Raw genomic sequence first — 24358 nt, 5'->3', positions numbered from 1 at the left:
TTTTATTAAGAAGGGACTGTGATTACAAGGCATTATGAAAAAGATAATAATTATTTCTGCCACTACTATTGTAATCGGTATCACATCTTTCGCTTACTTTGGTTCTAAATCACCACTACATAATGAAGCGAAAGCTGTCGAAAGTCAAAAACATAATAACCACCCAAAAGAAGAGATTCCTGCTTTTCCAAAAGCTGATCATAATGCAAAGCAAATAGACAATGACTTTTCAGTTGTAACAAATCCAAAATCTAATCTTGTCTTAATTAATAAACATCGAAAACTACCAGATGGATACACTCCTGAAGACTTAACAAGACCAAACGTACCATTCACTAGTCCAAAAGATAAAGAAAAAACGCTACTACGCAAAGATGCTGCAGAAGCACTTGAAAACATGTTCAAAGCTGCAAAAAAAGAAGGGATTGATCTTACAGCTGTGTCTGGTTATCGTTCATACAAACGTCAAAAATCGTTGCATGATACATACGTTAGACGTCAAGGAAAAGCTGAAGCTAATTCAGTAAGCGCAATTCCTGGTACAAGTGAACACCAAACGGGTTTAGCAATGGATATTAGTTCAAAAACAGCTAAATTTCAATTAGAGCCTATCTTCGGAGAGACAGCAGAAGGAAACTGGGTCGCGGAACACGCTCATAAATTCGGCTTTGTCATTCGTTACTTAGAAGATAAAACAGATACAACAGAATATGCATATGAACCATGGCACTTACGCTACGTTGGTAATCCATACGCTACATACCTATATAAACATCACTTAACATTAGAAGAAGCAATGGAAGACAAAAAATAAGAGAGCAAATTGCTCTCTTATTTTTCTTTCACTCTATCATTGTAGTAATTTCTTCTTCCATTCTTCAGGCCACGGTTCGCCTCTTCCTGTTTTTTTCGACGCTTGAACCATCATTCCACGACCTACTAAACAAACCTCTCCTTCTGCATTCTTCACCATATAATGTAAATCCAAAGAAGAATTCCCAACCGATCCTGCCTTTACATACACCTTCAACTGTTCATCATAATATATTTGCTTAATAAAATTACATTGTAAATCCGCAACAACGATCATCGTGTCTGATGATGTATGTGTCCACTCTTGCATAAATCCAAGTTCTTTAAACAACGCGATACGAGCTTCTTCAAAATAAGTAAAAGCAACGACATTATTTACATGTCCAAACATATCTACTTCACCAAAACGAACCTTTACAGGATTGTAAAATAAAAAACCACTTTCCCATTTCTCGAAGTCTTCAATATAAGAAATTCTCTTCAACGTTATCTCCTCTTCCTCTCAAAAAAACAGAATAAACTGAAAAATACAGTTATAAATATTGCCCCTTCAAGATGAAGAGGCAATATTTATTAATAGTTATTATCGCTACCAAAGAAATCTTTGAACGATTGAATTGTTGTATCACGGTTTAATGCCGCAATTGAAGTTGTTAAAGGAATACCCTTCGGACATGATTGCACACAGTTTTGAGAGTTACCACAGTTCGCTAGTCCTCCATCTCCCATAATTGCACGTAAGCGATCTGCTTTATGCATTTCACCCGTTGGATGTGAGTTGAATAAGCGAGCTTGTGATAACGGCGCTGGTCCAATAAAGTCAGACTTACTGTTTACGTTTGGACATGATTCTAAGCAAACACCACATGTCATACATTTTGAAAGCTCATAAGCCCATTGACGCTTTTTCTCAGGCATTCTTGGTCCTGGACCTAGGTCATACGTACCATCAATTGGAATCCAAGCTTTAACGCGTTTTAGAGCATTAAACATGCGACTGCGGTCAACTTGTAAATCACGTACAACTGGGAATGTCTTCATCGGCTTTAAGCGAATTGGCTGTTCTAATTGATCAATAAGAGCCGTACATGATTGACGTGGCTTTCCGTTAATAACCATTGAACATGCTCCGCATACTTCCTCTAAGCAGTTCATATCCCATGCAATCGGAGTTGTTTGATTCCCTTTTGAATCAACAGGATTACGACGAATTTCCATAAGCGCCGAAATAATATTCATATTCGGACGATATGGAATTTCAAACTCTTGGTCAAACGCTTGTGCATCTGGTCCATCTTGTCTCGTAATGATGAGGCGGATTGTTTTCTCAGACATGTTGTTTATCCCCCTTCTCTTCACCCTTAGCAGCTACATCATGTTTTGAAGAATAATCACGTTTACGTGGTTTAATTAATGAAACATCAACGTCTTCGTAATGGAATGCTGGTGCATTTCCTTCTCCTTCAAATTTTGCCATCGTAGTTTTTAAGAAGTTTGCATCATCACGATTTGGGAATTCAGGTTTGTAATGCGCCCCGCGGCTCTCATTACGGTTATATGCGCCAATTGTAATAACACGTGCTAACTCAAACATATTTGCAAGTTGACGTGTAAATGAAGCACCTTGGTTACTCCATCTCGCTGTATCGTTAATGTTAATACGTTTGTAACGAGCCATTAACTCTTCAATTTTCGCATCTGTTTCTAATAACTTTTTATTTTCACGAACTACTGTAACGTTATCTGTCATCCATTCTCCAAGCTCTTTATGAAGAACATATGCATTTTCATTACCATCCATCGTTAAAATATTGTTAAATTTCTCTGTTTCGATTAATTCATTTTGCTCATATACAGTAGACGAAACAGCATCTGATGATTTAGAAAGACCTTTCATATATTCAATTGCGTTTGGTCCTGCTACCATACCACCATAAATTGCTGATAATAGTGAGTTTGCACCAAGGCGGTTACCACCGTGCATAGAATAATCACACTCACCTGCTGCAAATAAACCTGGAATACTCGTCATTTGCTTATAGTCAACCCATAGTCCGCCCATTGAATAGTGAACAGCTGGGAAGATTTTCATTGGTAGTTTACGAGGATCATCACCTGTAAATTTCTCATAGATTTCAATGATTCCACCAAGTTTAATATCTAGTTCTTTCGGATCTTTATGAGAAAGATCTAAGTACACCATGTTTTCACCGTTAATACCTAGTTTTTGCTCTACGCAAACATCAAAGATTTCACGCGTTGCGATATCACGAGGTACAAGGTTTCCGTAAGCCGGATATTTTTCTTCTAAGAAGTACCATGGCTTACCATCTTTATATGTCCAAACACGTCCACCTTCACCACGTGCAGATTCACTCATAAGACGTAATTTATCGTCTCCTGGAATTGCCGTTGGGTGAATTTGAATGAACTCACCATTTGCATAATATGCGCCTTGCTGATATACAGCAGACGCTGCTGTACCTGTATTAATAATGGAGTTTGTTGATTTTCCGAAAATGATACCAGGGCCCCCTGTTGCCATAATCACGGCATCAGCTCCGAAACTTTTAATCTCCATAGTTTGTAAGTCTTGTGCAACGATTCCTCGGCACACACCTTCATCATCAACAACAGCTCGTAAGAAATCCCAACCTTCATATTTCGTTACAAGTCCTGCTACTTCATGACGACGTACTTGCTCATCTAATGCGTAAAGTAATTGCTGTCCAGTTGTTGCACCAGCGAATGCTGTACGGTGATGTTGTGTTCCACCAAATCGACGGAAATCAAGAAGTCCTTCTTCCGTACGGTTGAACATAACACCCATACGGTCCATTAAATGAATGATACCAGGTGCTGCTTCACACATTGCTTTAACTGGTGGTTGGTTCGCTAAGAAGTCCCCACCATAAATTGTATCGTCAAAGTGGATCCATGGAGAATCCCCTTCACCTTTCGTATTTACGGCACCGTTAATTCCGCCCTGAGCACATACAGAATGTGAACGTTTTACTGGTACTAAAGAAAACAGTTCAACATTCACTCCTGCTTCTGCCGCTTTAATCGTTGCCATTAAGCCAGCCAAGCCACCGCCGACTACTATAAGTTTCCCTTTCATGCTCTCCCACTCCTTACTGATTTGCTAGCTGTGGATCGATGAACGCTAATAATGCACTCACACCTACATAAGATAGACCTAAGAAAATAGCTAATGTTACATAAGTAGAGATTCTTTGTGAACGTGGAGATACTGTAATTCCCCAGCTGATGCAGAATGTCCATAGTCCATTTGCAAAGTGGAAAATTGTTGAAACAACACCAACTAAGTAGAATGCAAACATAGCTGGATTGTTTAAAATATCTGCCATCATATCATAGTTTACCTCTTTACCTAACATTGCTTGAATACGAGTTTCCCAGACGTGCCAAGAAATGAAAATCAGCGTAACGATACCTGAAATTCTTTGGAAGACGAACATCCAGTTACGGAAATAACCGTAAGAAACCGCATTGTTCTTAGCTGTAAATGCAATATATAAGCCATATATAGCATGGTACAGTATCGGTAAAAAGATGATGAAAATTTCTAGCGCATACCGGAATGGAAGGAGCTCCATAAAGCCTGCAGCTTTGTTAAAAGCCTCTGCTCCTCTTGTTGCAAAGTTGTTTACAATTAGATGTTGCGTCAAAAAGACACCAACCGGGATGACCCCCATTAATGAGTGCCACTTACGAAACGTATACTCGCGGCCTTTCATGTCCCCATTACCCCCTTGAATGTTTGACTGCTGTTTTCAGATTAATTTATAACAATAATGTTTTTTCACTATTGGCATAAGAAAAACTGAAAAAATTATTCGAAATATTTCAGCATAATTTGATAACAAGTTCATTTTACCCCTATTTTTGTCGAAGCGTCAAGAAAACGTATACATAATTTGCATATAATTTGCCAATTCTTTTTTTCTTCTCAGATATTGAGATTTCCCTAAAGAAAAATCTGTTTTTATAAATGAAAAATGTTATATAATAATCCCTATAGAAAGAGGGGAATATTGTGAGTAAAAATACAATCGATATAACATCTTTAGAAGATGTTTCATTGAACGCCTTCGCTTATGAATTGCTACGTGAAGAATTACTACCTGATTTAATCGGCAACGATTTAGATGGTATTTTATACTGGTCTGGTAGAAACCTTGCAAGAAAATATCCGCTAGAAACAATTGAAGAAGTCATTCAGTTCTTTGAAAAGGCTGGCTGGGGCACTTTAAGCATTATTGAACATAAGCGTCGTGAAATGCAGTTCCAACTTAAAGGCACACTCATTGCAGAACGTCAAAAACAAAAAAGGCATTCTTCTTATCAACTAGAAGCTGGATTCATCGCTGAACAAATTCAAAAGCAACGGAACGTCGTTGCAGAGTCATATGAAGAAAAGAAAAAACGTTCTGACTCTATTACATTTCTTGTGAAATGGGATATAAAAGATCTCATTGAAGTGTAAGCATTACCTACAGTCAACTAGACATATCAGTTTAGTTGACTTTTTTGTATTTTCATTCACGTCAATTTATTTTAAATCTTCAGAAATTATAACAAAAAATAGAAGACATTGTAAACTACAACGTCTTCTTATCTGTTAAATACGTATAAATCGTCTCTGCAACATTTTTTGGCATACCTGCTTCGACAAATTCTGCTACAGAAGCTTCTTTCATCTTCTTTAATGAACCAAAATGTTTTAACAATACCTTTTTCCGTTTATCACCGATTCCTGGAATGTCATCCAATGCTGATTGAATGACAGATTTCCCGTGTAATTGACGATGGAATGTAATCGCAAATCGATGCACCTCGTCTTGAATACGCTGCAATAAATAAAATTCTTGGCTATTTCTCTCAAGCACCACAGGTTCCGGGGGATCTCCAATAATTAAATGGGAGGTTTTATGTTTGTCATCTTTTACAAGACCTGCCATCGGAATATATAATCCGAGCTCATCCTCTAAAATATCACTTGCAGCCGCCAAGTGGCCTTTTCCGCCATCAATAATAATCAAATCCGGTAAAGGTAAATTTTCTTTAAGCGCCCTTGTATAACGGCGTCTCACAACTTCCCTCATAGACTCATAATCATCTGGCCCTTGAACCGTTTTAATTTTATATTTCCTATATTCTTTCTTCGCTGGTTTCCCATCGATAAAAGCAATCATTGCAGAAACGGGATTTGTTCCTTGAATATTTGAGTTATCAAACGCTTCAATACGATACGGTGTTTCAATTCCAAGCTGCTTCCCTAAATGATCTACCGCTTTAATCGTTCGTTCTTCATCACGTTCGATTAAGTAAAACTTCTCTTCAAGAGCAATTTTTGCGTTTTTATTTGCTAATTCTACAAGGTCTTTTTTCTTACCACGTTTCGGCTGTGTCGCTTCCACTTCTAAAAAGCGCTCTACTAATTCCGAGTCTATACTTCCTGGAACGACAATTTCCTTCGGCTTAAAATGACTACTGTTTTCATAAAATTGGCCGATAAACGTTAAAAAGCCCTCTTCTGGTTCATCGTAAATCGGAAACATAGAAACATCACGTTCAATTAGCTTGCCTTTTCGAACGAAGAAAACTTGAACACACATCCATCCTTTATCCACTGCATATCCAAACACATCGCGATCCACTAAGTCACTCATAATCATCTTTTGTTTTTCCATAATCGCATCAATATGAGCAATTTGATCACGCAACTCTTTTGCACGTTCAAACTCTAGTTTCTCTGAGGCCTCATACATTTTTATTTCTAATTCTGAACGAACTTCTTTATGCCCACCATTTAAAAACTTAATAATTTCATCTACAATTTCTTTATTTTGTTCTTCCGTCACTTCTTTCACACAAGGCGCTAGACATTGATCCATATGATAATACAAACAAACTTTATCTGGCATATTCGTGCATTTCCGAAGTGGATACATACGATCTAGCAGTTTTTTCGTTTCATGAGCAGATTGTGCATTTGGATAAGGACCAAAATACTTTCCTTTATCCTTTTTTACATTTCGAGTAATGAGTAAGCGCGGTTGTTTCTCCGCTGTAATTTTAATAAAAGGATATGTTTTATCATCTTTTAATTGAATATTATATTTCGGATCATATTTTTTAATTAGATTTAACTCTAAAATAAGTGCTTCTAAATTCGAAGAGGTTACAATATATTCAAAATCAACAATTTCTCCTACAAGCCGCAGTGTTTTCCCATCATGTGAACCAGTAAAGTACGAGCGCACACGATTTTTAAGCACTTTTGCCTTTCCGACATATATAACCGTTCCTTGCTTATCTTTCATTAAATAACAACCAGGTTGATCTGGTAAAATAGCCAACTTTTCTTTCAAATGTTCGTGCACTCGTCTCCCTCCATTTCTACATGCTTAGCATTTTTATTTTCACTTGAAAACATACTATGCCAAAACACCCAACATACGTTCCTTTATTGTAACGGAAAGGATCTAAAAAAGAAAATAAAAAAAGCTACCATTTGGTAGCTTTTTTTATTTTAGAAGTGTTTAGAAACTAATTCTACTAACGCTTCTTTCGGTTTGTAACCTAACGCTTGATCAACTACTTTACCGTCTTTTAATACGAAAAGAGCTGGAATACTCATTACTTCGAATTGACGAGCAGTTTCTTGGTTTTCATCAACATCTACTTTTACTACTTTTACTTTTTCGCCTAATTCTGCATCGATTTCCTCTAATACAGGAGCGATCATTTTACAAGGTCCACACCAAGGTGCCCAGAAATCTAATAATACAACACCTTCGCTAGTTTCAGCTGCGAAGCTTTGGTCATTTGCGTTTACAATTGCCATTTTATTTCCTCCTTCAAGTATATTCTACCAAGAGTATATCATTAACTTATATACGTGGCGAATAATATGTATCGTTATGTATTGTAACAAAAAAATGTTCCTTTATACTATATAAAAATACGGATTAAATACTAAAAAGATGAGAGACAGGGGATCTCTCACCTTTTTCTATATATAGGGGTACTTCACTTGGAACTCAAGGGTACTTAAATCATGAATGTACTTTTAACTTTTTAAACTCTTCTGTTAAAAGAGGTACAACTTCGAACAAGTCACCGACAATACCGTAGTCAGCTACTTTGAAGATACTTGCTTCTGGATCTTTATTAATCGCAACGATTATTTTTGAGTTAGACATACCTGCTAAATGCTGAATCGCACCAGAAATACCACATGCAATGTATAAGTCTGGCGTAACAACTTTACCAGTTTGACCAATTTGTAATGAGTACTCACAGTATTCAGCGTCACAAGCACCACGAGATGCCCCAACAGCGCCGCCTAGTACGTCAGCTAACTCTTTTAATGGTTTAAATCCTTCTTCACTCTTCACACCGCGTCCGCCAGCGATAATAACTTTCGCTTCAGAAAGATCAACACCTTCTGCTGTTTTACGGACAACATCCTGAATGATTGTACGTAAATCTTTCACATCAACTGTAATAGAAGATACGTCACCGCTGCGAGACTCATCTTTTTCCAGAGTTGCAATGTTATTTGGACGCACTGTCGCAAATAAGATGCCGTCTGTTACAATCTTCTTCTCGAATGCTTTACCAGAGTAAATCGGACGAGTGAAGATAACATTTCCACCTTCAACCTCTAAAGCAGTTACGTCAGAAACTAAACCAGCTTCAAGCTTCGCTGCTAATTTTGGTGATAAATCTTTACCAAGTGCTGTATGTCCAAAGACAATACCTTCTGGATTTTCTTCAGCATGTACAGCTAAAAACGCTTGTGCATAACCATCAGATGTATATGATTTTAATTTATCATTTTCAACTGTCACAACGCGATCTGCACCGTAATGAATCAATTCATTTGCAAAAGAGGCAACGCTTTCTCCAACTAGAAGACCTACTACTTCACCGCCTTCTGCAATTGTTTTTGCTGCTGCTACCGCTTCAAACGAAACGTTACGTAGCGATCCATCACGAACTTCACCCATTACTAATACTTTACGAGCCATAGATTTTCCCTCCTGCATATATAATTTCGTATTTTATTAGATTACTTTCGCTTCTGTATGGAGCAACGATACAAGTTCTTTTACTTGATCTTGCAGCTCGCCTTGTAACACTTTTCCTGCATCTTTCTTAGGAGGCAAATAGATTTCAATTGTTTTTGTCTTTGCTTCCACATCATCTTCTTCTAAATCTAAATCATCTAATTCTAATTCTTCTAGTGGCTTTTTCTTCGCTTTCATAATACCTGGAAGCGATGGATAACGAGGTTCATTTAAACCTTGCTGTGCTGTTACTAACACTGGTAATGAAGTTGCAATCACTTCTGTATCACCTTCAACATCACGCTCAATCTTCACATTTGTACCGTCAATTTCAAGTTTTGTAATTGTCGTTACATACGGAATATTTAACGCTTCAGCTACGCGTGGACCTACTTGTCCAGATGCACCATCAATTGCAACGTTTCCACCTAAAATTAGATCTGCATCTTTATCTTTTAAATATTCAGCAAGCACTTTTGCTGTCGTGAACTGGTCACCATTTTCTACATCATCTTCAATATTAATTAATACCGCTTTATCACAGCCCATCGCTAATGCAGTACGAAGTTCTTTCTCACTATCTTCGCCACCGACTGTTACAACTGTAACTTCTCCACCTTGTGCGTCTCTTACTTGAATTGCTTCTTCAATTGCATATTCATCGTAAGGGTTGATGATGAATTCCGCTTCGCCATCGTAAATTGCACCGTTTTTAATTACGATTTTTTCTTCTGTATCAAATGTTCGTTTCATGAGTACGTAGATGTTCATTCCATTTACCCCCTTGTTTTTCAGAAAGATTCTATCAATTTTAATTTTCTGTTAATTTATATTAAAAAAACAATTGAACTACCTGCCACTAAATGAAGGTTTACGCTTTTCTAAAAATGCAGCTACACCTTCTCTTCCATCTTCACTCGTAAATACTTCACCAAAAATTTGTGATTCACGTTGTACACCTTCATAGTAATGAGACGATTTGGTCGTTTGCAATAACTCTAGTACAGCACGAGTTGTTGCTGGACTTTTTCCAGCAATTTGTTTTGCGACTTTAAGCGTATCATCTAAAAGTGATTCTTCAGAGAACAATCCGTTAACAAGTCCCCATTTCAATGCTTCTGCACCAGTAATTGGTGTACTTGTTAACATCATTTCACAAGCTTTTGCTTTCCCAACATAACGTGGTAAGCGCTGTGTACCTGCAAAGCCAGGAATTAATCCAAGTGTTAATTCAGGTAAACCAAGTTTTGCACTTTCAGTTGCAAAGCGCATGTGGCAAGACATAGCAAACTCAAGGCCGCCGCCCAGTGCCGCTCCATGAATTGCCGCAATAACTGGTTTTGAACATTTTTCAACACGCTCAAACGTAACTTGTCCAAGCTGTGCTAATTCTGTTGCTTGCTTCGCTTCAGTAACAGATGTAAATTCTTTAATATCTGCTCCTGCTGAGAAGAAACGTCCTTCACCGTGAATAACAACAACACGAATGTTATCATCCTTTTCCACTTGATCAATTAATTCAGTAACGTCATGCATAACTTGTGAAGACATCGCATTTGCTGGTGCATGATTTAACGTCGCCACCGCGATATGATCTTCAACTCTTACAGATAGGAATTTCAACATGATCCCTCCCATTATTGACGATAACCACAAGCTGCAATGAGTAGCCCATGTACCGTTTTTGAAAGTGCGACCAGATCATACTTATGATCGCTCATTACCCAATTGGTCACAACTTCATCTACTGTTCCAAAGATCATTTGTCTTGCCACGCGAACATTTAAATCTGCTTGAAATTCACCTTGTTTTATACCAGTCTCTAAAATCTCATCCATAACTTGTAAGTAGCCTTTTAATACTTCATTTATTTTAAGGCGCAAGTCTTGATTGGACTGCCTGAGCTCTAATTGCGTAACGATAGCAAGGGGATCATTTTGTGACAACAGCAAGAAGTGCGTTTCTACCAACATGAATAACTTCGATACAGCGCTTTCAATTCCTGCTGTTTTTTGACGAATTGTTTCGACAAAATCTCCCATCTTCTCTTGGAATAAGGATATTAATATATCTTCTTTATTTTTAAAATATAAATAAATCGTGCCATCAGCTACCCCAGCTTGCTTTGCGATTTTAGAAACTTGCGCTTGGTGGTACCCATTCTCCGCAATCACAATGACTGCCGCATCAATAATTTGATTGTATTTCGGTCTATTTTTCTTCACTTTACTGTCCCCTTCAAGAAGATGACTGAATGAATAGTCATTCATATTCTTATAATACTGACTATTTAGAAAAGTGTCAATCCTATTTTTTCAAAAAGAAAGGGCCTTAGCCCGTTTGCTCATCCTCATTCTTTCTCTTCTCTTCATCCATTAAAACACGGCGTAAAATTTTCCCTACTGTCGTTTTCGGCAATTCATCTCTAAACTCATATACTTTCGGCACTTTATAAGCCGCTAAATATTTACGTGCAAACTGATTTAATTCTTCCTCAGAGCACTCCGTACCTTCTTTTAACACAACAAATGCTTTAACTGTCTCTCCTCTGTACGGATCTGGAACTCCAATTGTCACTACTTCTTGCACTTTTTCATGCTCATATAATACTTCTTCAACTTCACGAGGATACACATTAAATCCACTCGCGACAATCATATCTTTCTTGCGATCTTTTACATAGAAGAATCCATCTTCATCCATGTATCCAACGTCACCTGTATGGAGCCAGCCATCTTGCAATACAGCCGCTGTTTCCTCTGGCTTATTCCAGTATCCTTTCATAATTTGAGGACCTTTCACTACAATTTCCCCTATTTCTCCTGGTGGTAATGCCTCACCAGTTTCAAGTGACATAATGATTGCCTCTGTATCTGGCCACGGAACTCCAATGCTACCCGGCACTCGCTTTTCCCATAAAAAATTACTATGTGTAACCGGAGATGATTCTGTTAAACCATATCCCTCTACTAGTTTACCACCTGTAACTTTTTCGAACTTTTCCTGTACTTCTACTGGCAGTGGTGCTGATCCACTAATACAAGCACGAATAGAAGAAATATCGTATTCTTTTAAAAGCGGGCTATTTAAAAGAGCGATATAAATAGTTGGAGCCCCTGGAAACAATGTCACTTTATGCTTCTTAATCGCTTCAAAAATCATTTTCATATCAAACTTTGGAATAAGGACCATTTTGTATCCTTGCATAATACTTAAATTCATAACAGCTGTCATACCATAAACATGGAAAAATGGAAGAACCCCAAGGACGACTTCTTCACCTTCGTTACAATTATATAACCAATGCACTCCCATCAAAGTGTTAGAAACGAGGTTTTTATGCGTTAACATAACTCCTTTTGGAAATCCGGTTGTTCCTCCTGTGTACTGTAAAAGAGCTAGATCATTTTCAGGATCACAAGGCACCTCAACATTCGTATTCACTTCTTTTTCTACTGAATTCCAAAGATGAATCGTTTCACTCTCTGATACTTTCACAACTAAATTCGACTGTTTTTTCTGCACAAATGGATACAATAGATTTTTAGGGAATGGTAAAAAGTCTGCAATACGAGTTACGATAATATGCTCAATTTTTGTAGCAGATTGAACATTCGTTACTCTTGGAAACACTAAATCGAGACAAAGAATTACTTTTGCTCCCGAGTCATGAAGCTGATATTCTAATTCCCTTTCTGTATACAGTGGATTGGTTTGTACTACGATACCTCCCGCAAGTAATGTACCGTAATAACCAATTACAGCTTGCGGACAATTCGGCAACATAATAGCAACTCGATCACCCTTTTCCACACCGAGCTTTTGAAGATAATTTGCAAACCTCTTCACCTTATCATGGAAGTCCGAAAACGTAATATCCTTCCCTAAAAAGTGAAGCGCTTTCTTTTCTGGGTAGCGAGAAGCCATCTGTTCTACATATCCATGAAGTGGCTGAATATCATAAGAAATCGTACTAGGAATTTCCTCTGGATAACTTTTCAACCATGTTTTTTCCACCTTCATTCCCCCTTCAAATACATAAAAAATAAAGTGAAACTTTAATCAGTGGGGATTTTTCAGCCCCACTGATTATTAGCCCACACCAATCGGGATTTTACGGGCAGTTAATCACCCAGCTAACTTCTTTACTTTCGCTGAATTTTGAGGCGGGATCTTACTGCCCGTTAATGCGGGATAAATGAATGTTCATTCATGATGGTTATTTTCATTATATTATAGTCACCATAGCGTTACAATCATAATATTCTGACTTTTTTATAACTATGCTTTACTTCATTAACTTCTTATTATATGTAGAAACTCTCCTAATCTTAAAAGAGTAAGAGAGTTTGTCATTAACTTAATCTTATAATCGTTAATACCGCTCCTGGGGTAGTTGTTGATAATGTCGCAACAGCTAACAAACCAAATAATTGCAAACTAATTGCACTCCCCGCCGCAAGGGTCGTAATAATTGTCGCACTAAATGATGTCGTTGCTAATGCAGGAGAATTAATAGTCCCAGCAAGCGGTGCCCCATTAATTGTAATTCGTGAACTAACTAATAATGAAGCGGTTATATTAATTGTATATGAAATATAATAGTTCCCTGCATTTGCAACCGTAAATACTGTGTTCCCCCCAGACACTGTAATACCTGGACCGATATTCTGATTGTTTGGAAGCGGGACATTTGTTCCACCTAGTAGTACCGATATTGCTGTTCCCGACGTATTATTTGCAAATGCGTATGTTGCCGTTATACTTGTGCCTGTTGGGCCTGTCGCTCCCGTTGCCCCTGTATCGCCTGTTGCTCCTGTTATCCCTGTCGCTCCCGTTGCCCCTGTGTCGCCTGTTACTCCTGTCGCCCCCGTTGGGCCTGTTGCTCCTGTTATTCCTGTCGCTCCCGTTGGACCTGTATCGCCTGTTACTCCCGTCGCTCCTGTTACTCCTGTCACTCCCGTTGGGCCTGTTGCTCCTGTTATTCCTGTCGCTCCCGTTGCCCCTGTGTCGCCTGTTACTCCTGTCGCTCCCGTTGAGCCTGTTGCTCCTGTTATTCCTGTCGCTCCCGTCGGACCGGTTGGACCAACCTTAGGAACTGTCCCATCGCAACTAAAACAGCATGAATCAACATGTACACCATTTTGATTATTACACCCACAATATCCATTTATGTTATTGCTCCATGAAGACATGTTGATCACTTCCTTTACATTCGATCTTTTTAGCGCAATCACCGAATCAAAAAACACCTATCTAAATAACAAAGAAATACTTAGCCTAGTGGGGGATAAAACACAGATTTCCTCCATACATTCTAGTAATTATTACATGCGATTCACTCTCCTTTTGCTTGTACTTTCGCCCCATCTCCACAGATTATTAACCATACACATTACGCTTTCGTACACAGACAAGTTCCCATTTAAACTTTCCACATTCGCCAATCTTTTTAGTAAAGAGGCTGATTCTTCATAAATAGCAACTATAATATATAAAAATCCGTATAACTTGTTATTTTTATTCAAAATTTTAAAAAAATATTGACACTTAAATTATCCTCATAGTATGATTTGGGTGTTGTAATTGATAACCATTTTCACTTATGGTGCTAGTTACAAAAAACACTTAATTTGGGGGCAGAAGATGAAGAAAATTCTCAGTATTTTCATAGTAGTTCTTCTATTCGCTGTTGGATGCGGACAGCAAAAAGAGGAGAAAAAGGAAACAAAAGCGGACAATAAAAATCAAGCTATAACAATTAAACACGCTGAAGGGGAAACAAAGTTAGATAAACCAGCGAAAAAAGTAGTTGTACTTGAGTGGGTATATTCAGAAGACTTATTAGCACTTGGTGTTCAGCCAGTAGGGATGGCAGACATTAAGAATTATAATAAATGGGTAAATACAAAAACAAAACCAAGTAAAGATGTTGTAGATGTAGGGACACGTCAACAACCAAACTTAGAAGAAATTAGCCGTTTAAAACCAGATTTAATTATCACAGCTTCATTCCGTAGTAAAGCAATTAAAAATGAATTAGAGCAAATTGCACCAACAGTTATGTTTGATCCATCAACAAGCAATAACGATCACTTTGCTGAAATGACAGAAACATTTAAACAAATTGCAAAAGCAGTTGGAAAAGAAGAAGAAGGTAAAAAAGTATTAGCTGATATGGATAAAGCCTTCGCTGATGCAAAAGCAAAAATTGAGAAAGCAGACTTAAAAGATAAAAACATCGCAATGGCACAAGCATTTACTGCTAAAAACGTACCAACATTCCGTATCTTAACTGACAATTCTTTAGCTTTACAAGTTACAAAAAAATTAGGTTTAACAAATACTTTTGAAGCAGGAAAATCTGAGCCAGATGGTTTCAAACAAACAACTGTAGAATCATTACAAAGTGTACAAGATTCAAACTTCATTTACATTGTAGCGGATGAAGATAACATTTTTGACACTCAACTAAAAGGCAACCCTGCTTGGGAAGAATTAAAGTTCAAAAAAGAAAACAAAATGTATAAATTAAAAGGCGACACTTGGATTTTCGGTGGTCCTGAGTCTGCAACATCTTTAGCAACACAAGTAGCAGATGTAATGACAGCGAAGAAGTGATTACACAATGAATAGCCTACAACATACACTTCGAGCAAGTCTTGTATTCGGAGGAGGAGCAGCTCTCTTGCTCCTCCTTTTCTTTATTCATATCGGACAAGGTCAAGCAAACATTTCCTATAGTATGATTATTGATGCTCTTATCTCACCGAACCAATCACTAGAGCATCAAACTTTAATTATGCTTCGATTACCTAGGGCCGTAATTGCCATTTTAGCTGGAGGTGCTCTTGCTGCATCTGGGGTCATTTTACAAACATTAACGAAAAATCCACTTGCTGAATCCAGTACAATGGGTATTCACTCTGGCGCATATTTCTTTCTAGTAGCGGCTACAATTTTTTTACCAAAAGGTCTGCAAATTAATTCACTTCTTTTCACATTTATCGGCGGTGCTATTACCGCTTTATTTGTATACCGTATTTCTGGTGGAAAAAAGGGAACCCCACTTAGAATGGCACTAGCTGGTATGGTCGTTACATTAATGCTTTCTGCCTTTACTGGAACGATGCAGCTTTTCTATGAAAATGAAACAGCTGGTTTATTTTTATGGGGAGCTGGATCTCTTATTCAAAATAACTGGGATGGCGTTCAATTTGCTTTTCCATTTATCATTATTTCTTTCCTAGTTTTACTATTTATGTCTCGTAAACTCAACATTCTCTTACTTGGTGATGATGTCGCTGTTTCTCTTGGTGAAAAAACAGCAGTAACACGTCTTATCGCCTTCATTGCTGCGATCTTTTTAACAGCAGTAATTGTAACTGTTGTTGGACCAATTGGATTTGTTGGCTTAGTTGCACCACATTTAATGCGTCTTATTGGCTACCGTCAACACTTTACTCTCCTTCTCTCTTCTTTCTTATGGGGAGCTGTACTATTACTTGGAGCTGATGTCGTTGGTAGACTAATAGATCCAACTGGGGCTGAACTTCCTGTCGGAGCAGTCACGGCAATGATTGGATCACCTTGGCTTATTTACTTAGTCTATCGAATGATGAAATCGAAACAATATATGAATGATAACGGAGCGAATGCAGCTGGAGCTAGTTCTCGCTATTACTCTTATAAAAAGGTAATCATTATCTCTATCACACTTTGCATTGTGACAATTACTCTTGGTGTTACAATCGGTAGTAACGCTTATATCGAAAGTATTACAAATGTTATATCAGGACAATTAACACAATTTGATAAAAATATGATGATGAACCTTCGTTTACCAAGAATGCTCGTTGCTGCTATTGCTGGCGCATGCCTTGCAATAAGTGGGCTTGTTTTCCAAGGTATATTACGAAACCCACTCGCCGATCCTTCTATTATTGGTATTTCATCGGGAGCTGGTGTTGGTGCTTTAACTATTATGTATGTCTTTCCCGCACTTCCTGGTTTCTTCCTACCAATTGGTGCATTTATCGGCGGACTACTTGCAGTTGGAATTGTTCTCTTCTTCTCATGGAAATCAGGATTTAGCCCAACAGCCCTTGCTTTAATAGGAATTGGTATTTCAGCTCTCGGTTCAGCGATTATTCAAATCTTTATCGTTAGAGCAAATTTGAACGTTGCTGCTGCTTTAACATGGCTATCAGGTAGCACGTATGCAAGAGGATGGAATCACTTAGAAAATATCATTCTATATCCATCGCTAATTCTTGTATTCATTATCTTTTTCTTAATAAAACAACTTGATGTTCTCGTACTTGGAGACGATTTAGCAACGGGACTCGGGCAACCAGTAAATAAAACGCGCCTTGCCCTCATTGTGTTAGCAACACTACTTGCATCTGTAAATATCGCAGCTGTCGGTACAATTGCCTTTCTAGGTCTTGTTGCGCCACACTTAGCACGAATCGTCGTTGGTATGAATCATCAAAGATTATTCGTTTGCTCCGCACTATTTGGAGCAATCCTTCTTTCCATTGCTGATTTACTCGGACGAACAATTGCATATCCGAAAGAAATTCCTTCTGGACTTGTCGTTGCTGTACTTGGAGCACCTTATTTCTTATGGTTGATGAGGAAGAGTGGGAAGAAGGTTAATTAAAAAGGAGGCTTCGTTTTAGAAGCCTCCTTTTTATATACTAAATAAAGTGAAACTTTAATTAGTGGGGGGTTTCTTCATCCCCGCTGATTATTAGCCCACACCAATCGGACTTTTATGAGCAGTGGATCTCCCACCTAACTTCTTTGCTCCAGCCGAATCTTGAGGTGGAAGTTTTACTGTCCGACGAATAGCCGGATAAATTACTCTGATCTCACTAATTTCACAGATTTAGTACTCCCCATAAACTCATGATGTACAGTTAATGTGTTCTCCTCAATTTTCAAATCAGCCTTATGCTTTATTTCCCCCACTAAAAATACAAGCTCTACAGAAATAATCCCTTGGTCCACACTTAATATTCGAAAGTCTCCTATAGTAGTCCCTTTCCCAAAAATATTATGTTCCATAAATTCTCCGCCTGTTTTCTCACTATTAATAGATTCTATTTCCAACCCAACTGGCCTGTCTGTACTTTCTGATGACATCCAAGACCCCTTTAACTTTCCAATATCAGCCTCTTTTTTCTTTTCATTTTTTAACTCTTCCTCTTTTTTCTTAACTTCTGCTTGTTGAGTTAGTAAGCCATCGATTTGCTTATTCAGCTCTTCGGCCCGTTGATTTTCCGAAATAAATTGTTGATTTTGGCCAGTATCGTTAACAATTTTATTTACTATCCCTTTAGCCTCTTCATACTTTTTATCACTCTTTAACTTCTCTGCCTTTTCCAATTGACCTATATATTGACCTTTTAACTCTTTATGCTCTATGAGCGAATCTTTTTGTTCTTTCGCTTGACTTTGAAGGATTGCGGAACCATCTTTCATCTTTTCTACTTCTTGAAACAAACCTATTGCTTGTTCTATATTTCCACTCGATTTCTCTTTTATCGAACTTATCATCTTAGTAGTTTGGTCTTTTAATACCTTTGCTTCTTTATCATCCTTTTTCTCTTCTAATGCTAGCTCAAATGATGCTACTGCCGTGTCATATTCTTTACTCGCTAACGCCAATTTCCCTTGATCCATTGCTTTTTTATAGGTTTCATTGCTACATCCTACCATTAAAAATAAAATTATGATTCCTAAAATCAATCTTTTCATAATATCTCCCTAAATTAATATAATTCTATATACACTCAATAGTATCATAAAATTTATATATAAAATTTTAAATACCATCATTAAAACATAAAGGGAACTTGTCATTTCTTCTCGAACTTAATCTATGAACATAAGTAGAGGGGGATAACAATAATGTACCAAACAATTGAAGGCTTTTTACAATCATGGACATACGAAGCAGAGTCTACTCAGAAAATGCTTGATTCATTAACCGATGCATCTTTATCACAGGAAATTGCACCTGAACATTGGACTTTAGGAAGAGTTGCTTGGCATATCGTGACGGCAATTCCTGTGATACTATCTGGCACAGGGCTAAAGTTTGAAGGAGAAACGACAGATTATCCTGTTCCAACTTCTGCAAAAACAATTGCAGATGAATACCGTAAAGTAAACGCGGCTTTTGTTGAAACACTTCAAAGTAAATGGACTGATAAAGACTTAGCTACTATTAATGACTTCTTTGGTCGCCCTATGCCGAATTCTATATTTTTAATGACACTCATTAATCATCAAAATCACCACCGCGGGCAAATGACGGTTTTAATGCGACAAGCCGGCTTAACAGTTCCTGGCGTATATGGTCCCGCAAAAGAAGAATGGGCTGCGGCTGGAATGGAAGCTCCTAAAATGTAACGACAAAAAAGACAAGATGTTTACATATCTTGTCTTTTTCTGTAACTTGTTTCATGTGAAACTTTATAATGCATCTTCACTCTCAATATTTTTAATCCCAAAATAAGCAATCACCATACCGATCGCTGCAAATGTGAATTGAAGAGGTAGAAAAGTCGCTATCGGAAATATTGGCTGGTTATTAATTGCGATTGACACAACAATAATAGATGAAACAATTGTAGTTGGCACTGAACGTTTACGCATTCCGAAATATAGCGGGATTAAACTTATTCCCGCAGTTGCAATGGCTAAAGGAACAAGATTTATTCCTTCTTGCACTAATTGATCTACTGTAAATGGATTAGGAAGAATTGAAAAATAGCTATCTATCCCAAAGAAAACTCCTACTATTAAAATGTTAGATACAATAACTGTTATAAATGTTAATGTCGCTGTAATGACCAACTTACTAATCATCATTTTTCTCCGATTAATAGGATAAGAAAACATAAGTATTATTGTTTTATTTTTATATTCACCAATTATTAACCTTGCGATTAACACACTACCAAAAACAATAAATGTTGCTCTTACTAATGTACTAGCCGTTAACAACATCATCTGCGGATCTCTTATTTCCGGATCACCTTCTACTTGAGCAACGATGCTCGTAAAGATCATTAATGCCAGTATAGTAATATTTGCAATAACTGCCCCTTTTACGTACCAGCCAAGCTTAAATTTTTTCAATTCTAGCTTCATAAGACGTAACATGATAGTCCTCCTTTCCCCTGAAACACCTTAACCCCCAAAACCACACTAGCAATTGTAATAAGTAAAATTGCAATTACTATTATCTTTTTCACCATTCATACCCCAGTTCGTTGTTGTTTTAAGCTTACTTCATGCCACATCAACCTTGTCGATTTTACGATAAGATAGATAACTAATGAAAATCCCTAATAAACAGAGCACAATTGGGATAGCTATAAAATCAAACATACTTACTTGACCGTTTCCAGCCCCAACGTTACCACTAATCAGCATACCAATTATTACTGCGGAAGTAATCGTTGTAGGTGTCGATTTCTTTCTCATTCCAAAAAATAAAGGAATTAAACTTATACCAGATATCATAAATGCACTTATAATAGTAGCTGGAACGATAGCTATTATTTCGCCTATCGTAGCAGGTGTTTCAATCAGTCCCATCATTGGACTCACAAAATAAACGAGCAAACTAATAATGAAAGTAGCGATAATCGTGCTCACAAAACAAAAACAAAAAACAATTGTTAATTTCGCCCTCATTAGCATTTTCCTTTGCAGCGGGTACATAAACGATAGTTGCATTGTTTTGTTCTTATACTCATCTATTACTAACCGTGATAAAATGACCGAACTAAAAATAATGAATGTTATCCTAATAAAAGTGTTTATTAAAACCATTTGTTGCGTGAAGTCAAAGAAGAGCACGTCTCCCTCGGCTTTAATTCCCAACGCCATAAGGCTTACTGCAGCGAAAATTGCTATAATACAAATTGCTACCCCTTTAAAGTAACTAGATAATTTATGTTTCTTCCATTCGAGCTTCATTAATCTAAGCATACAAACCACTCCTCCATTCTTTATATAACTGTCTTTATGCTGCTAACATTCTAATTCCAGCAGTAACGAAGCTTAACATTCCTATCACTAGTAGAATTAACAACCATTTCCGCTCTGGTTTTCTATAATATAAAATTCCACTTATTAGCATTACGATAAATCCACTTACCAGGTTCAGCCACAGTCCATTAAGCATGAATACCTTCTCCATCCATTACATTTAAGAAATATTCTTCTAAGGAACTATGTTTCTTATTAATACTTTCAATTTCCACATCGTTCATAATAAGTGCTTTTGAAATGGCCTGCTGAGACACTGACGTATCATACACACGAATCATGGTTCCACTCATTATTTTGTAGTTTTTTATACCAAGTTTATCTTCTAAAATATAAGCTGCACGTTTCACATCAGGAACAGTGATTTCAATGTACTCTGTTTGCTTTCCGTTAATACTCTTCATTGAAACTTCTTTTATTAGTTTTCCATTTTGAATCACACCAATTGTATCGGCCATTAATTCCATCTCACCTAAAATATGACTAGAAACTAATAATGTAATACCGTATTCTTTGCAGAGCATTTTAAATAAGTCTCGTAACTCTTTAATGCCAATTGGATCTAAACCGTTAATTGGTTCATCTAAAATGAGCAATTCTGGCTTTGTCACGATTGCCCTTGCAATACCGAGTCGTTGTTTCATTCCTAATGAAAAATCTTTTACTTTTTTATTATCTACCCCTTGTAGTTTCACTAAATGTAAAGCATGGTCAATTGCATTTTTATCGTAGTAGCCCATATATTCACAATGCAGGTCTAAGTTTTCTTTCGCCGTTAATTTATCATAAAAGATTGGGTATTCAATAATTGTCCCCATTCTTTTTAATACTTCATACGATGTATCTGTTAATTTCTCACCGAAAATTTCTATATCACCACTCGTCGGTTTTATTAAATTTGTAATCATTTTCATAATCGTTGTTTTACCAGCACCGTTTGGTCCTAAAAAACCATAAATTTCTCCTTTTTTCACATGCATGTTAACACCGGAAATAACTTCTTTCCCTTTAAACACTTTCGTTAACTGGTTTGTTTTTACTATATATGTCATGTTACTTTCCCCTTTCGCAATACTCTATATTTCTATAATAGACAACAGAAATCTCTTTTTTCTTACCCGTTCCTTACAAATTCCTTACGCTGAAAAAAAGCTTGTAGAATTTACTTCTCTACAAGCTAAAACAGCATCTTTTTTAATACAACTGTAAAAATTGTTTTTTCATAGGGCTTACTAGAAAGATGTATTTCTCCGTCCATCGCTTCCACAAGCCGTTTCGTAATCGTTAATCCTAGACCGCTTCCTTGGTACGATCTATTTCTTGAATCTTCAAGTGTGTACATTCGCTCAAACACTTTATCAATATGAGATTCATCAATTCCTTTTCCTTTATCCCATACGTCTATATACACACTCGTTTCATCATCTCTTAAAGTCATACCGAGTGTCTTTCCATCATCTCCATATGTAATTGCATTTGATATTAAATTATTCAATACTCTGCCTAATACTTCTACATTTCCAAGTGCGTATATATTTCTTTCTGGTATATCAATATGAACCTGAAAACCTTTCGTCGTCACTAAATCATAAAAAGATAAAATCTTCTCGCGGCAAACTTCATTCATATTTACTTTTGTCATTTCAATTGCTTTGTCACCAGATTCTAATTTTGCCAAATCAAAAAACTTATGAATTAGCTCCATCACTTCTAATGTTTTCGTATGCACTTTTTCAAGTAATATTTGTTGTTCTTCTTCACTTATCGTTTTATCCTTATTTAACATTTCTGTATATCCAAGAATAACTGTTAGTGGTGTTTTCAAGTCATGCGAAATATTTGAAAGCATTTTTCTCATCGAAATTTCTACTTTGGCATGATCTGCATTCGTTTTCTGTTTTGCATCTAATAATTGATTAATTGCCACTAATAATTTTTGCAATTCTAGATCATCTGTCATAACGAGTAACGTCTCGCCTGTTTTGTCATTTACAATACTTTCTAACTTTTCATATGTGTATCGTAAATTTTTACTACTATGTTTTCTCATTTTATATTGCATATAAATAACACATAACAATATAAAAATAATACCTATTAACAAATTGACCATATTACATCACTTCCAACTTATAGCCGATGCCCCATAACGTTTTAATATATTCTGGATTAGATGGATCACTTTCAATTTTCTCACGCAATCTTCTCATATGAACATTAATAACGTTATCATCACCGTAATACTCTTCATTCCAAACTAACGTATATATTTGCGCTTTTGTAAATACACGATTTTGATTTTTTACGAACAGTTTTAAAATCTCAAATTCTTTTAAAGTGAGCTTGAGAGGGTTCCCGTTTTTTTCTACAGTAAAATTAATTGGATCGATTGTTAAATCGCCAATCTGAATCATCTTTTCTGTTGTTTCTGTAGCCGAGTATTTCGTAGACCGCCGAATCCCTGCTTTTACACGTGCAGCCAATTCAATCATAGAAAATGGCTTACAAATGTAATCATCTGCTCCAAGTCCTAAGCCAACAGCTTTATCAACATCTGTATCTTTTGCCGACATCATTAAAATCGGAACAGCACTTTTTTCACGAATAATACGTACAACCTCTAATCCGTCTAACTTCGGCATCATTATATCAAGGATCACTAAATCAAAAGATGATTTAAAAAAGGTTTGCACCCCTGCTTCCCCGTCAGACGCCATCGTAACTTGAAAGCCTTCCTTTAATAAATATTTTTCCACCATCTCTTGAATTGAAATATCATCTTCAACTAATAAAATATGATGTGACATATGTCTATCCCCTTTTTTTACAAACATTAACATATCAATTGTATCGCAACGAATGAATGCTGGAAACAGTTATATGAATTTTCAAACCAACTTCCCTTCCTTCCTTAACAATGATATGATGAAATTCACTACGATTGTTCATAATTAACTTTATATAAAGGAGACTTATCATGTCAGAAAACAAAAAAGTAAGCTTAGCTGATTTAATGCGTGAACAACTTGCTAAGAAAAAGCAAGGAAATGGAAATGGTCAAAATGCAAAAAATCAAAACCAAGAAACGAAAAAATTACAAAACCAACAAACAAAGAAGACAAACAACCAACGTAGACGTACAGGTGTGTAAATGAACGGACAAAAACGTTCTAATATCGCACCCGGCCTTGAAGTTGATATTGTATTAAAACAAGATCAACGAACAGGCAAATTAACACGTGGCATTGTAAAAGATATTTTAACAAACTCCCCTTCCCATCCACATGGCATTAAAGTGCGATTGCAGGACGGGCAAGTCGGTAGAGTACAAAATATCGTTCAATAAGAATAGGAGCTCAAGTAAACTCGAG

The 24358-nt window shown here is 36.8% G+C and carries 26 protein-coding genes; 7 read left to right on the top strand and 19 right to left on the bottom strand.

Annotation, left to right across the window (positions count from 1 at the left end; translation table 11 throughout):
- Positions 1 to 34: 34 nt before the first annotated feature.
- Positions 35 to 814 carry a M15 family metallopeptidase gene (locus ACLBXA_RS01950; RefSeq protein WP_000720195.1) on the top strand — a complete coding sequence of 260 codons (780 nt, stop codon included), beginning with the start codon at positions 35 to 37 and terminating at the stop codon, positions 812 to 814.
- Between the two features lie 36 nt (positions 815 to 850).
- Here the strand turns inward: ACLBXA_RS01950 and ACLBXA_RS01945 are convergent, their stop codons facing one another.
- The 4 genes from ACLBXA_RS01945 to sdhC form a co-directional block, all read right to left on the bottom strand.
- On the bottom strand, positions 851 to 1297 hold the full coding sequence (locus ACLBXA_RS01945) for an acyl-CoA thioesterase (protein WP_000822726.1): 447 nt from the start codon (positions 1295 to 1297) through the stop codon (positions 851 to 853).
- A gap of 89 nt (positions 1298 to 1386) precedes the next feature.
- Positions 1387 to 2148 (bottom strand): succinate dehydrogenase iron-sulfur subunit, encoded by a 762-nt coding sequence (sdhB, locus tag ACLBXA_RS01940; protein WP_001291827.1) that lies wholly within the window; start codon positions 2146 to 2148, stop codon positions 1387 to 1389.
- Positions 2141 to 3934, bottom strand: coding sequence for a succinate dehydrogenase flavoprotein subunit (gene sdhA / locus ACLBXA_RS01935; protein WP_000676742.1), 1794 nt, complete (start codon positions 3932 to 3934; stop codon positions 2141 to 2143). Before sdhA ends, sdhB begins: the two co-directional genes overlap by 8 nt.
- Positions 3935 to 3947: 13 nt before the next feature.
- Positions 3948 to 4574, bottom strand: coding sequence for a succinate dehydrogenase cytochrome B558 (gene sdhC / locus ACLBXA_RS01930; RefSeq protein WP_000678354.1), 627 nt, complete (start codon positions 4572 to 4574; stop codon positions 3948 to 3950).
- 299 nt (positions 4575 to 4873) lie between these two features.
- On the opposite strand from sdhC, the gene ACLBXA_RS01925 reads away from it, so the two are divergent.
- On the top strand, positions 4874 to 5323 hold the full coding sequence (locus ACLBXA_RS01925) for a YslB family protein (protein WP_000042214.1): 450 nt from the start codon (positions 4874 to 4876) through the stop codon (positions 5321 to 5323).
- 115 nt (positions 5324 to 5438) lie between these two features.
- Here ACLBXA_RS01925 and uvrC read toward each other — a convergent pair whose 3' ends face one another.
- The 8 genes from uvrC to ACLBXA_RS01885 form a co-directional block, all read right to left on the bottom strand.
- Positions 5439 to 7223: an excinuclease ABC subunit C gene (uvrC, locus tag ACLBXA_RS01920; RefSeq protein WP_000544289.1), complete on the bottom strand. Its 1785-nt coding sequence runs from the start codon at positions 7221 to 7223 to the stop codon at positions 5439 to 5441.
- Positions 7224 to 7372: 149 nt separating this feature from the next.
- The gene (gene trxA, locus ACLBXA_RS01915; RefSeq protein WP_001018943.1) at positions 7373 to 7687 is read right to left on the bottom strand and encodes a thioredoxin; all 315 of its coding nucleotides are present in this window, start codon (positions 7685 to 7687) and stop codon (positions 7373 to 7375) included.
- Between the two features lie 211 nt (positions 7688 to 7898).
- Complete coding sequence (gene etfA, locus ACLBXA_RS01910; protein ID WP_242298674.1) at positions 7899 to 8876, bottom strand: electron transfer flavoprotein subunit alpha; 978 nt, start codon at positions 8874 to 8876, stop codon at positions 7899 to 7901.
- Between the two features lie 36 nt (positions 8877 to 8912).
- Positions 8913 to 9686 carry an electron transfer flavoprotein subunit beta gene (gene etfB / locus ACLBXA_RS01905; RefSeq protein ID WP_001029028.1) on the bottom strand — a complete coding sequence of 258 codons (774 nt, stop codon included), beginning with the start codon at positions 9684 to 9686 and terminating at the stop codon, positions 8913 to 8915.
- A 78-nt stretch (positions 9687 to 9764) separates the two neighbouring features.
- Positions 9765 to 10541, bottom strand: coding sequence for an enoyl-CoA hydratase (locus ACLBXA_RS01900; protein WP_000911292.1), 777 nt, complete (start codon positions 10539 to 10541; stop codon positions 9765 to 9767).
- Positions 10542 to 10552: 11 nt separating this feature from the next.
- A complete protein-coding gene (locus ACLBXA_RS01895) occupies positions 10553 to 11140 on the bottom strand; it encodes a TetR/AcrR family transcriptional regulator (protein ID WP_000742213.1) in 588 nt (195 codons plus the stop codon).
- A gap of 106 nt (positions 11141 to 11246) precedes the next feature.
- The gene (locus tag ACLBXA_RS01890; protein WP_000416316.1) at positions 11247 to 12932 is read right to left on the bottom strand and encodes a long-chain-fatty-acid--CoA ligase; all 1686 of its coding nucleotides are present in this window, start codon (positions 12930 to 12932) and stop codon (positions 11247 to 11249) included.
- 338 nt (positions 12933 to 13270) lie between these two features.
- Positions 13271 to 14110 (bottom strand): BclA C-terminal domain-containing protein, encoded by an 840-nt coding sequence (locus ACLBXA_RS01885; protein WP_426827688.1) that lies wholly within the window; start codon positions 14108 to 14110, stop codon positions 13271 to 13273.
- Between the two features lie 451 nt (positions 14111 to 14561).
- Here ACLBXA_RS01885 and ACLBXA_RS01880 point away from each other — a divergent pair, with 451 nt between their 5' ends.
- Positions 14562 to 15536, top strand: coding sequence for an ABC transporter substrate-binding protein (locus ACLBXA_RS01880; protein ID WP_000722824.1), 975 nt, complete (start codon positions 14562 to 14564; stop codon positions 15534 to 15536).
- 7 nt (positions 15537 to 15543) lie between these two features.
- Positions 15544 to 17580, top strand: coding sequence for a Fe(3+)-hydroxamate ABC transporter permease FhuB (gene fhuB, locus ACLBXA_RS01875; RefSeq protein WP_001087104.1), 2037 nt, complete (start codon positions 15544 to 15546; stop codon positions 17578 to 17580).
- Between the two features lie 200 nt (positions 17581 to 17780).
- Here fhuB and ACLBXA_RS01870 read toward each other — a convergent pair whose 3' ends face one another.
- On the bottom strand, positions 17781 to 18680 hold the full coding sequence (locus ACLBXA_RS01870) for a hypothetical protein (RefSeq protein ID WP_000825582.1): 900 nt from the start codon (positions 18678 to 18680) through the stop codon (positions 17781 to 17783).
- A 153-nt stretch (positions 18681 to 18833) separates the two neighbouring features.
- Here ACLBXA_RS01870 and ACLBXA_RS01865 point away from each other — a divergent pair, with 153 nt between their 5' ends.
- Positions 18834 to 19337 carry a DinB family protein gene (locus ACLBXA_RS01865; protein ID WP_000284976.1) on the top strand — a complete coding sequence of 168 codons (504 nt, stop codon included), beginning with the start codon at positions 18834 to 18836 and terminating at the stop codon, positions 19335 to 19337.
- A gap of 63 nt (positions 19338 to 19400) precedes the next feature.
- Here the strand turns inward: ACLBXA_RS01865 and ACLBXA_RS01860 are convergent, their stop codons facing one another.
- The 6 genes from ACLBXA_RS01860 to ACLBXA_RS01835 form a co-directional block, all read right to left on the bottom strand.
- Complete coding sequence (locus ACLBXA_RS01860; protein WP_000945187.1) at positions 19401 to 20093, bottom strand: ABC transporter permease; 693 nt, start codon at positions 20091 to 20093, stop codon at positions 19401 to 19403.
- Between the two features lie 129 nt (positions 20094 to 20222).
- Positions 20223 to 20927, bottom strand: coding sequence for an ABC transporter permease (locus ACLBXA_RS01855; RefSeq protein WP_000945208.1), 705 nt, complete (start codon positions 20925 to 20927; stop codon positions 20223 to 20225).
- 34 nt (positions 20928 to 20961) lie between these two features.
- On the bottom strand, positions 20962 to 21123 hold the full coding sequence (locus ACLBXA_RS01850; RefSeq protein WP_000931814.1) for a hypothetical protein: 162 nt from the start codon (positions 21121 to 21123) through the stop codon (positions 20962 to 20964).
- Positions 21116 to 22039 (bottom strand): ABC transporter ATP-binding protein, encoded by a 924-nt coding sequence (locus ACLBXA_RS01845; RefSeq protein ID WP_000221121.1) that lies wholly within the window; start codon positions 22037 to 22039, stop codon positions 21116 to 21118. Before ACLBXA_RS01845 ends, ACLBXA_RS01850 begins: the two co-directional genes overlap by 8 nt.
- Before the next feature lie 125 nt (positions 22040 to 22164).
- Positions 22165 to 23100, bottom strand: a complete 936-nt coding sequence (locus ACLBXA_RS01840) for a HAMP domain-containing histidine kinase (protein ID WP_000247670.1) — start codon at positions 23098 to 23100, stop codon at positions 22165 to 22167.
- Between the two features lies 1 nt (position 23101).
- Positions 23102 to 23794 carry a response regulator transcription factor gene (locus ACLBXA_RS01835; protein WP_000018046.1) on the bottom strand — a complete coding sequence of 231 codons (693 nt, stop codon included), beginning with the start codon at positions 23792 to 23794 and terminating at the stop codon, positions 23102 to 23104.
- 170 nt (positions 23795 to 23964) lie between these two features.
- Here ACLBXA_RS01835 and ACLBXA_RS01830 point away from each other — a divergent pair, with 170 nt between their 5' ends.
- Both ACLBXA_RS01830 and ACLBXA_RS01825 read left to right on the top strand, forming a co-directional pair.
- Positions 23965 to 24138 carry a hypothetical protein gene (locus ACLBXA_RS01830; protein WP_001293576.1) on the top strand — a complete coding sequence of 58 codons (174 nt, stop codon included), beginning with the start codon at positions 23965 to 23967 and terminating at the stop codon, positions 24136 to 24138.
- Complete coding sequence (locus ACLBXA_RS01825; RefSeq protein ID WP_001014310.1) at positions 24139 to 24333, top strand: YwbE family protein; 195 nt, start codon at positions 24139 to 24141, stop codon at positions 24331 to 24333. It begins immediately after the preceding gene.
- Positions 24334 to 24358: the final 25 nt, after the last annotated feature.

The sequence above is a fragment of the Bacillus sp. D48C genome (assembly GCF_053345735.1).
This window is presented reverse-complemented; position numbering and strand designations above follow the sequence as displayed.